Raw genomic sequence first — 11,519 nt, forward strand, 5'->3', positions numbered from 1 at the left:
CGCCCACTCGCCAACGCCTGACGAATCACCCGCTCCTGCGACGGACCATTCGGCGCCGTCAAACCATTCGACGCACCGTCCTGATTCACCGCCGACCCCCGCACCACCGCCAACACCCGACGACCATTGCGACGCGCATCCGACAACCGCTCCAACAACAGCACACCAACACCCTCGCCCCAGCCCGTGCCGTCCGCCGACGCCGCGAACGGCTTGCACCGGCCGTCCGGGGCAAGGCCGCGCTGGCGCGAGAAGCCGGTGAAGACCTCGGGGGTCGCCATGACGGTGACACCGCCCGCCAGGGCAAGGCTGCATTCGCCCTGGCGCAGCGCCTGGGCTGCCAGGTGGATGGAGACCAGCGACGACGAGCACGCCGTGTCGACCGTCACCGCCGGGCCCTCAAGGCCCAGCGTGTAGGAGACCCGGCCGGAGACCACGCTGCCGGAACCGGCGAGCATGGAGTAGCCCTCCAGCTGGGCGTCCTGGGCCAGGCCGGCCGCGTAGTCGTGGTACATGACGCCGACGTACGTGCCGGTCAGGCTGCCCTTGAGCGTCGTCGGGTCGATACCCGCACGCTCGAACACCTCCCACGACGCCTCCAACAACAGACGCTGCTGCGGATCCATCGCCAACGCCTCACGCGGATTGATCCCGAAGAACGCCGCGTCGAAATCACCCGCGTCGGGGAGGAAGGCGCCCTCGTCGGCGTAGCTGGTGCCGGGGTGGTCCGGGTCGGGGTGGAAGAGGCGCTCCAGGTCCCAGCCGCGGCCGGTCGGGAATTCGCCGACCGTGTCCACGCCCGCCGCGACCAGGTCCCACAGTCCTTCGGGCGACGCCACTCCGCCCGGGTACTTGCAGGCCATGGCGACGATGGCCACCGGATCGTCCGTCGTGGCGGCGGGCAGCGCGACCGGCGCGGCGGGGGCCGAGGGCACTCCGCCCAGGCGGGTGCAGAGGTAGGCGGCGAGGGCCTGGGGGGTGGGGTGGTCGAAGGCCAGTGTCGCGGGCAGGCGGAGGCCGCTGGCCGCCGAGAGGCGGTTGCGCAGCTGGACCGCCGTGAGCGAGTCGAAGCCCAGGTCCTTGAAGTTGGCCTCGGTGCGTACGTCGGAGAGCGACCGGTGGCCGAGCACCGCCGCCACGCACTCGCGCACGACATCGGTGACGGCCGCCCTGCGCTCCGTCTCGTCCAGGCCCGCGAGCCGTCGCTCCAGCGCGCCCTTGTCCACGGCGGAGTCGGCCGCGGCCCTCCGGCGGGTGCGGCTTGTGAGGTTGCGCAGGATCGCCGGTACGTCGTCCGCGGACAGTTCGCGTACGTCGATGCCCGCCGCCACCAGCAGCGAGGTGTAGGGCGCGGCCGCGCGTGCCGCGTCGAGGAGGGCGAGCCCCTGCTCGTCCAGCAGCGGCTTGACGCCACTGGCGCGCAGCCGCGCCAGGTCGGCGTCGTCCAGGTGGCGGGTCATGGCGCTGCCGCGCGCCCACAGGCCCCAGGCGATCGACAGACCCGGCAGACCTGCCGCGCGGCGGCGGGCGACCAGCGCGTCGACGAAGGCGTTGGCGGCGGCGTAGCCGACCTGGCCGGCGTTGCCGAGGACACCCGCCGCGGAGGAGAACATGAGGAAGAGGCCGAGCGGGAGGTCCGCGGTGGCCGCGTCGAGGTTGGCGGCGACGGAGGCCTTGGCAGCCCATACCCTCGCCAGCTGCTCGCCGGTCTGCGCGGTGACCACGGCGTCGTCCAGGACGCCTGCCGCATGGATCACACCCGTCAGCGGGTGCGTGGGGTCGACCGACGCGACCAGGTCGGCGCTGGCTCGCGCGTCCGTCAGGTCGGCCGCGACGATGCGGACGGCGGTGCCGAGACCGGTGAGCCGGGCGGCGAGTCCGCGGGCGCCGGGGGCGTCGGGGCCTTGGCGGCTGACGAGCAGGAGGTGCCGTACCGACCAGGCACTGACCAGGTGCTCGGCGACCAGGCCGCCCATCATGCCCGTGCCGCCTGCGATGAGGACGGTGCCGTTGGGGGCGAGGGCGAGGGCGGGGTCTTTGGGAGCGAGGCCGGGGTCGTTCGGAGTGAGGGTGGAGTCGTTCGGCGTGGGGGTGGAGTCGTTCGGCGTGGGGGCGGGGTCGTTCGGGGTGGGGGCGGGGTCGTTCGGGGTGAGGGTGGCGTTCTCCGATGCCGGTGTGCCGGACGCGGTGTTGAGGGCGGTGGCGGCGGCGCGGGCCAGGCGGGGAACCAGTACCCCTCCCCCGCGGACGGCCAGCTGGGGTTCGCCGGTCGCGAGGGCCGCGGCGACGACAGCTGAGTCCGTGTCCACGGTGTCTACCGTGTCCAGCAGGACGAATCGGTCCGGGTGTTCGGCCTGCGCGGCGCGTATGAGGCCCCACAGGGCGGCCGCGGGTACGTCGATGGCCGGGAGGTGCGGGTCGTCAGTGGCATCGGTCGTCGACACCGCGCCATGAGTGACCAGTACGAGCCGGGTCTCGGTGAGACGCGGCTCGGCGAGCCAGTCCCGGAGCAGGCCCAAGACGTGCTCGGCGGCGGCCCGCCCTCGGGCGTCGACCGTCCCGGAGGCCGGGGTGGCGGTCTCGACCAGGACGGTCCTGGGGGTCTGTGTCCCCTCGTCCAGGGAGGCCAGCAGGGCGGGCAGGTCGGGGTAGTGAGGGGTATGTGACTCCGCCCAGTCAGGTGTCTCCTGACCGAGCACAGCCCAGTCCTCCGCGCTCTCCTCGGTGCCCTCCCCCACGGCTGCCGCAGTCGGCAGCGCGTTCCATTCGACGGTGAACAAGTTGGGGATGACGCCACCGCCCGCACGGCCCGCCGAGCGCAGCAGTTCAGGGTCGGCGGGGCGCAGAGCCAGGGAGTCCACGCTGAGCACGGGCGCGCCCGCGGCATCGGCGACGGTCACGCGCAGCGCGCCACCGTGTTCGCCCTCGTCCCCGTACGGGGTCAGCCGCACCCGTACGGTGGCGGCGCCCGTGGCCCACAGGGACACCCCGTTCCACGCGAACGGGAGGTTGGGGTTCCGGTTTTCGTCGGAAGCGTCACCGGCGAGGAGAAGCGCCGGGTGCAGCGCGGCGTCAAGCAGTACGGGGTGGATGCCGAAGCCGTCCTCGGAGCCCGCCTGTTCCGGCAGCCGCACCTCGGCCAGCAGGTCCTGCCCTTGCCGCCACACGGCATGCAGGCCTTGGAACGACGGCCCGTACTCGTACCCTGCCGACGCGGCCCGCTCGTAGAGGTCACCGATCTGTACCGGCTCGGCGTCCGTCGGCGGCCACTGTCCGGTCAGCCCGTCCGGTACGTCGCCGGGGGCGGGGCTCAGCACGCCGGTCGCGTGACACAGCCAGTCCTCGTCCCGGCCCGGCCCGTCGTCGGACCGGGCCGCGGATTCGGCCGCTGATTCGGCCGCGGACTCCGCTTCGGTGCGTGAGAAGACGCGCACTTCTCGTCGGCCGCCCTGCTCGTCGGCCGCGCCCACGACCACCTGGACCTGAAGGCCTCCGGTGCCCGGCAGCACCAGGGGCGCCTGGAGCGTCAGCTCCTCCAGCGTGGGGCAGCCCGCCTCGTCGGCGGCCTGCAACGCCCACTCGACCAGCGCGGCACCGGGTACGAGTGTCGTGCCCGCCACCGCGTGGTCGGCCAGCCAGTCGCCGCCGCCGGACGCCGAGAGCCGCCCCGTCAGCACGAGTGCCCCGTCGGCGAGCCCGAGCGCGGCGGGCAACAGCGTGTGTTCCAGCCGCCGCAGCCCAGCGGAACGCACGTCCCCGACGCCGTCCACGGGCAGCCAGTAGCGTCGGCGCTGGAAGGCGTACGTCGGCAGGTCGACGGTACGAGGGGCCGGCTCGGCCGGGAACCAGCGCCGCCAGTCCACCTCCGCACCCGCGGCGAACGCCTGCGCGGCGGAACGGGTGAGCTGAGCGACGTCACCGTGGTCACGACGCAGCGTCGGAACCACCGTCGCGGACACGTCCGCCCGCTCGATCGTCTCCTCCATGCCGAGAGCCAGCACGGGGTGAGCACTGGCCTCGATGAACAGCCGGTAGCCATCAGCCAGGAGCGCATCGACAGTGTCGGCGAAGCGGACGGGCTGGCGGAGATTGGTGACCCAGTAGTCGGTGTCCAGGGCGGTGGTGTCGGTGAGGCGCTCAGCCTTGACCGTCGAGTAGAACGCCACATCGGTGGAGACGGGCCGGATGTCGGCCAGGCGCTCGGTGAGGAGGTCGTGCAGTGCGTCGATCTGGGGGTTGTGGGAGGCGTAACCGACGTCGATGACCCGGGCCCGCAGCCCGACTGCCTCCGCCTCGGCGACCACGGCCGCGACATGCTCGGGCGGCCCCGAAATGACCGTGGAGGAAGGCCCGTTGACCGCGGCGATGCTCACGCCCGGCCGGTCGCCGATCAGCTCGGCGGCCCGCTCGGAACCGGCACCGATGGACGCCATGTCGCCGTGCCCCTGCAACTGCCGCAGTGCGTCACTGCGTACCGCCACGATCCGCGCCGCATCCTCCAGCGACAGCGCCCCCGCGACACACGCGGCAGCCATCTCACCCTGCGAATGCCCGATCACGGCGGCCGGGACGATCCCCTGATCCGCCCACACGGCCGCGAGCGAGACCATGACGGCCCACAACACCGGCTGCACGACCTCGACCCGGGACAGTTCACTCCCGTCCCCGCGCAACACCTCACGCAACGACCAGTCAACGTAAGCGGACAGCGCCCGCTCACACTCAGCAATCCGCCCCGCGAACACGGGTGACTCGTCCAGCAGCCGAGCCCCCATCCCCACCCACTGCGACCCCTGCCCCGGAAACACCAACACCGGCCCCGGACCCACATCACCGGACGCGATCCCCGACACCACATCCGCGGACGCCTCGCCCGTGGCCAGCGCCGCGACCCCGGCCACCAGCTCCTCCCGGCCACGGCCCACCACCACGGCCCGGTGCTCGAACACCGACCGCGTCGCAACCAGCGACCAGCCGACCTCACCCGGCGCCGCCTCCGCACTCCCCGCCACGAACTCGCCAAGCCGCCGCGCCTGTTCGCGCAACGCCTCCTCGGACCGTCCAGAGACCACCCACGGCACCACCGCACCCGGCGCCGACTGTGGCCCCGCCGTCTCCGCTTCCCCGGACGACTCCGCAGGCACTTCGGGGGCTTCGGGCGCTTCAGGCGCTTCGGGGGCTTCGGGCGCTTCCTCCAGGATCACGTGCGCGTTCGTGCCCGAGATGCCGAAGGAGGAGATACCGGCGCGGCGCGGGCGGTCGCCGCGCGACCACGGGACCGGTTCCGTGAGAAGACGTACGCCTCCGCCGTCCCACTGGACGTGCGGGGTCGGCTCGTCGACGTTCAGCGTGGCGGGCAGCAGTTCGCGCCGTAGGGCCATCACCATTTTGATGACACCCGCCACGCCTGCCGCGGCCTGCGTGTGACCGATGTTGGACTTGACCGAGCCGAGCCACAGCGGACGGTCGTCCTCGCGCTCCTTGCCATACGTGGCGATGAGCGCCTCGGCCTCGATGGGGTCGCCGAGTTTGGTGCCGGTGCCGTGCGCCTCGACGACGTCGATCTCCGACGTGGACAGGTTGGCGCCGGCCAGGGCCTGGCGGATCACGCGGCGCTGCGAGGGGCCGTTGGGCGCGGTGAAGCCGTTACTTGCACCGTCCTGGTTGATGGCGGAGCCGCGGATGACCGCGAGGACGTCGTGGCCGTTGCGACGGGCGTCGGAGAGGCGCTCCAGGAGGATCAGGCCCGCGCCCTCCCCCCAGCCCGTGCCGTCCGCCGATGCCGCGAACGGCTTGCAGCGGCCGTTGGGGGCCAGGCCGCGCTGGCGCGAGAAGCCGGTGAACACCTCCGGGGTGGACATGATGGTGACGCCGCCCGCCAGGGCCAGGTCGCACTCGCCCTGGCGCAGCGCGTTGGCGGCCAGGTGCATCGCCACCAGCGAGGAGGAGCACGCGGTCTCGACGGTCACCGCCGGGCCCTCCAGGCCGAGCGTGAAGGAGACGCGGCCCGAGAGGACGCTGGGCGCGGTGCCCGCGTACCCCTCCGTCGCCTTGCCGCCCGCGTCGCCTTGCGTCTGGTTGCCGGTGGTGGCGGCGCCGACGTAGACGCCGGTGGGGCTGCCCTTGAGGGATGCGGGGTCGATGCCCGCCCGTTCGAGTGCCTCCCAGGACGTCTCCAGGAGCAGCCGCAGTTGCGGGCTGCTGGCCAGCGCCTCGCGCGGGCTGAAGCCGAAGAAGTCGGAGTCGAACCGGTCGGCGGCGGTGAGGAAGCCGCCTTCGCGGACGTAGCAGGTTCCCGGGTGGTCGGGGTCCGGATGGTAGATGCCCTCCAGGTCCCAGCCGCGGTCGGTGGGGAAGGGTGCGATGGCGTCGTCGCCCGCGGCGACCAGGTCCCACAGGCCTTCGGGGGTCTCGATGCCGCCGGGGAAACGGCAGGCCATGCCGACGACCGCCACCGGTTCCTGCCGACGGTCCTCCACCTCGCGCAGACGCTGCCGGGTGTCGTGCAGTTCGGCGGCGACCCGCTTGAGGTAGTCGACCAGTTCCTCTTCCCTCGCCATGAGAGTTCACCCAGCCTTCAGCGTGGTTGTCGCGCCGTGCACGGTCGTTTCACACACCCAGTTCTTTGTCGATGAAGTCGAGGACCTGGTCGGTCGTGGCAACCTTGAGCTGCTCCTTCGTACTGCCCGAGCCGGGCACCGCACTGGCCGACTTCCACTTCGAGAGAAGCGATTCCAGCCGTGATGTGACCGCTTCGGCGTCGAGGTGTTCGACGGGGGCGGAGGACAGGGCGTGCTCGAGTTTCGCGAGGTCGCGGAGGAGCGGTTCGGTGGCCTCCTGCCCGGCGGGCACGGCGCCGTCGGGGGCTAGCTGCGCGCCGAGGTGTTCGGCGAGGTTGTCGGCGTCCGGGTGGTCGAAGACGAGTCCGGAGGGCAGCCGGAGGCCGGTGGCCGCGGACAGCCTGTTCCGCAGTTCGACCGCGGTGAGGGAGTCGAATCCGAGTTCTTTGAAGGTGCTGCCCGGGGTGAGGCTGTCGGGGTGGTGCCCGAGGACGGTGGCAGCCTGCTCCCTGATGAGCCGCACCAGCGTGTGATGGCGGTCGGAGGGCGGCAGGGCGGCCAGTCGGCCGGCCAGGTCCGCGGGCTGCCCGGCCGCCGTCGCGGTGGGCCTGTGCCTACCGCCCGTGGTGGGGGCGGCGAGGCCGCGCAGCAGGGCAGGCCTGGTGTCCACGGAGTGCGTGGCGAGGGTGCGCAGGTCGAGGTTGAATCCCACCAGGTGGGGGCGGCCGTTTCGGTACGCGGCGTCGAGCAGGGCCAGGCCGTGGGCGTGGGTCATGCCCTTGACGCCGATGCGGCTCATGCGGGCGATGTCGGTGCCGGTGAGTCCGCCCGTCATTCCGCCGGTCACGCCGCCTGACGTCCCACCTGACATCCCACCTGACGTTCCGCCTACCGTGCCTCCCCCGCCGGTCGATGCGGCGGTTGTCGTGCCGACCGTTTCGCTTCCCTTCTCCTCGTTCGCGGCTTCCCAGAGGCCCCATCCGACCGAGAGTCCTGCCCGGCCTTGGGCCCTGCGCAGCTGCATCAGCGCGTCGCAGTACGCGTTCGCCGCCGCGTAGTTGGCCTGCCCCGGACTGCCGAGCGTCGCAGCGGCCGAGGAGAACACCACGAACAGACCGAGGCGGAGGTCCCGGGTCGCCTCGTGCAGGTTCGCGGCGGCGGCAGCCTTGGCCGCCCACACCCGCCCCAGCCCCTCCGGCGTCTGCGCGGTCACCACCGCGTCCTCCAGCACACCCGCCGCATGCACGACGCCGGTCAGCGGATGGGCGGGGTCCACCTTGCCCACGAGCTCCGCCACCGACCCCGGATCGCTCACATCAGCCGCGACGACGTCGGCCGAAGCACCCAGTTCCGACAGTCGCGCGACCAGTTCACTGCTGCCCGGGGCGTCGGGGCCACGCCGACTGGCCAGCAGCAGGTGCCGTACGCCCCACTCCCGCACCAGGTGCTCCGCCACGACCTGCCCCAGCGCGCCGGTGCCACCGGTGATCAGCACCGTGCCCTCGGGGTTGAGGGCAGGCGGGACCTCCAGCACCAGCTTGCCCGTGTGCTTCGCCTGACTCATGAACCGGAACGCCTCCTGCGCCTTGGCCAGCGGCCAGGAACGTACCGGGAGGGCCTTAAGCCGATCTGAGGCGAACAACTCGCCGAGCTGGTCCAGCATCCGGCCGATGCGTTCGGGCCCGGCATCGCCCACCAGGTCGTAGACGGTGTACGTGACGCCCGGGTACTCCGCACCCACCTCCTCAGGAGCGCGTACGTCCGTCTTGCCCATCTCCAGGAACCGGCCGCCACCCTCCCCCAGCAACCGCAGGGAGGCGTCGATGAACTCACCGGTGAGGCTGTTCAGTACGACGTCCACACCGCGCCCGTCCGTGGCCTGCCGGAACACGTCCTCGAATCCCACGTCCCGCGAGGACGCACGGTGGGCGGCGTCGATCCCCATCTCCTCCAGCACGCCATGCTTCCCCGGACTCGCGGTGGCGAACACCTCAGCCCCGACATGCCGGGCGATCTGCACCGCCGCCATCCCTACACCACCCGTAGCGGCGTGGATCAACACCCGCTCACCCGCCCTCAACCCGGCCAGCTCGACCAAGCCGTACCAGGCAGTGAGGAAGGCCGCCGGTATACCGGCCGCCTCCCGCATGTCCCAGCCCCGCGGCACCAGCGTTACCATCCGCGCATCGGCGATCACCACGGGCCCGTACGCCCCCTCGAACACGCCCATCACCCGGTCGCCGACCGACAGGTGCGTCACGTCGGGGCCGACTTCCGTCACGACACCGGCGCCTTCACCGCCCATGGCTCCGTACGCGGGGACCATTCCCAACGCGACGAGTACGTCCCGGAAGTTGATGCCGGCGGCGTGCACCGACAGACGGACCTGTCCGGACGCCAGGGGTTCGAGCACCTCCGGGCAGGCAACCGCCGCGAGGTCGTCCAGCGAACCGTCGTTCACCATCCGCAGACGCCAGGCCGCCTCGCCGGGCGGCGCGACGATGTCGGCGGAGTGACGTACCTGGGTGAGGCGGGGAATCTGGAGCTTCCCGTCACGGAGGGCGAGTTGGGGCTCATCGAGCTCTTCGACGGCGCGGCGCAACAGAGACTGCGGCAACGCGCCCTCACCATCCGTACGCAGGTCCACGTCGATGTCGAGCAGGACGAAACGACCCGGGTTCTCCGACTGCGCACTGCGCACCAGACCCCACACCGCCGCCGCGGACGCATCCACATCACCGTCACCATCCGCGGCCACAGCACAGCGCGTCACAACAAGAAGACGAGACTCTTCCAACTCAGGTGCGGACAGGAACTCCTGCACCAGCGACAACACACCCTCAGCAACCCGCAACCCGTCACCCACAGAGGTATCGACAGGCGCCAGCACCGCCCACGGCACCTCACCACCCACCGACGCCACCACATCAGCCAAGCCGCCACCACCGTCATCCGGGAGCGCGACCCAACCCCCACCGTCTCCCGCGTCCCCCAAGGACGACGGGACCGGCAGCGGCGTCCATTCCACTGCGAACAGCCCGCGTACGTCCCGCTGTTGCGCGGCGACGAGCTGCCCCGGCTGCACGGGACGCGTCTGAAGGGCGTCGGCCCTCAGGACGAGACCGCCGGTCGTATCCGTCACCGTCACGCTCACCCCGTGCTCGGGGCTCTCCCCTGCCGGGCGCAGGCGCACACGGACGGTCGTGGCACCCACGGCCCGCAGCGACACACCGGTCCACGCGAACGGCACGTAGAGCTGATCGTCCTCGGAACGCTCCTGGAGGCGGGAGACGAGGAGAGGGTGCAGGGCGGCGTCGAGGAGGGCGGGGTGAATGCCGTATCCGTCGTAGGCGCCCGCGGCCTCGGGCAGGGCGACCTCGGCCAGCAGGTCCTGGCCGTCCCGCCACACAGCCTGCAAACCTTGGAACGCCGGGCCGTACCCGTAGCCGTCCTCCGCTGCCGTCGCGTAGAAGCCCTCCACGTCCAACGGCTCAGCGTCGGCCGGCGGCCAGGCTCCGGACATCGTCTCGTCCACGTCAAGGGGACTTTCGGGAGTGAGTACGCCGGTGGCGTGGCAGACCCACGAATCGTCACCACCCACATCGGCGGAGGTGTCGGCATCGGCGCGACTGTAGACGTGAACACCGCGCCGCCCGTCCTCCCCCGCCTCATCCACCACAACCTGCACGCGCAGCCCCGACGCCTCAGGCACCACCACAGGCGCCTGCAACATCAACTCATCCACCGTCGCGCAACCAACCTCATCACCGGCCCGCAACGCCCACTCCACCAACGCCGCACCCGGCACCAACACCGCCCCGCCAACCTCATGATCAGCCAGCCACGAAGTCCCGGAACGCGACAGCCGCCCGGTCAACAGGCAACCACCCCGGTCGGCGAACTCCACCGCCGCACCCAGCAACGGATGCCCCGCCGCCACCAGACCCAGCCCCGCCGCATCCCCACCCACCGCACGCCCCGCCAACCAGAACCGCTCCCGCTGGAACGCATACGTCGGCAACTCGACCACGCACGGCACCGGATCCGCCGCGAAGAAGACCGACCAGTCGACGGCGACTCCAGCCGTGTGCAGGCGGCCCACGGCCTGCGCGAACGCAAGGTCGTCCGGCCGGCCCGAGTGCAGGGACGCCGTGACGACGGGCTCACCTTCTCGCGGATCGGCGACGTCATCGAGCGTGCGCTGCGCGGCGGTGGCCAGGACTGGGGCGGGCCCCAACTCCAGGAACACGCCTGCACGAGGCGCTACTTCGGCAATGGCGGGCTGGAAGAGGACGGCTTGGCGCACATGCTGGGCCCAGTACTCCGGAGCAGTGATCTCAACCCCCGCCTCCGTACCGGAAACGTTGCTGATCAGCGGGATTTTGGGGGCGGTGAACTCCACATCACGTATCGCTTCGGTGAAGTCCGCGAGCATCGGCTCCATCAAGGCGGAGTGGAACGCGTGACTGACCGACAACGCCTTGGTCTTACGTCCCTTCTCCCGCCACAGCGCGGCGACCTTCTCGACCTCGTCCGCCGGACCCGAAATAACGGTGGAATCCGGGGTGTTGACGGCCGCCACACTCACACCAGAACCCTCAAGGTCCCTGGTCAGCTCCTCAGGTGTGGCCTGCACCGCACACATCGCCCCACCCTCAGGCAGCGCACCCATCAAACGCGCCCGCGCACCCACCACCCGGCACGCATCCGCCAGACTGAAGACCCCCGCAACATGCGCCGCCGCGATCTCACCGATCGAGTGCCCGACCACCACATCCGGCCGCACCCCCACCGACCCCCACAACCTGGCCAGACTCACCTGAAGCGCAAACAACCCCGCCTGCGCCCACATCGTGTGATCCAACCGCTCCCGCGGCCCCTCAAACACAACCTCCCGAACCGAACCACCCAACTCGGCGTCGAGAAACTCACACACCTCGTCGAAGGCCTCGGCGAACA

At 71.5% G+C, this 11,519-nt stretch carries 2 protein-coding genes; both read right to left on the reverse strand.

The features are described 5' to 3' along the window. The coding region (locus AC07DO_RS39775) for a type I polyketide synthase (RefSeq protein ID WP_479067410.1) at window positions 1–6,560 on the reverse strand (6,560 nt) is incomplete at its 3' end. 49 nt (window positions 6,561–6,609) lie between these two features. Continuing rightward, a partial coding sequence (locus AC07DO_RS39780; protein WP_479067412.1) for an SDR family NAD(P)-dependent oxidoreductase occupies window positions 6,610–11,519 on the reverse strand: 4,910 nt, incomplete at its 5' end.

Source organism: Streptomyces sp. NPDC045678, assembly GCF_056432085.1.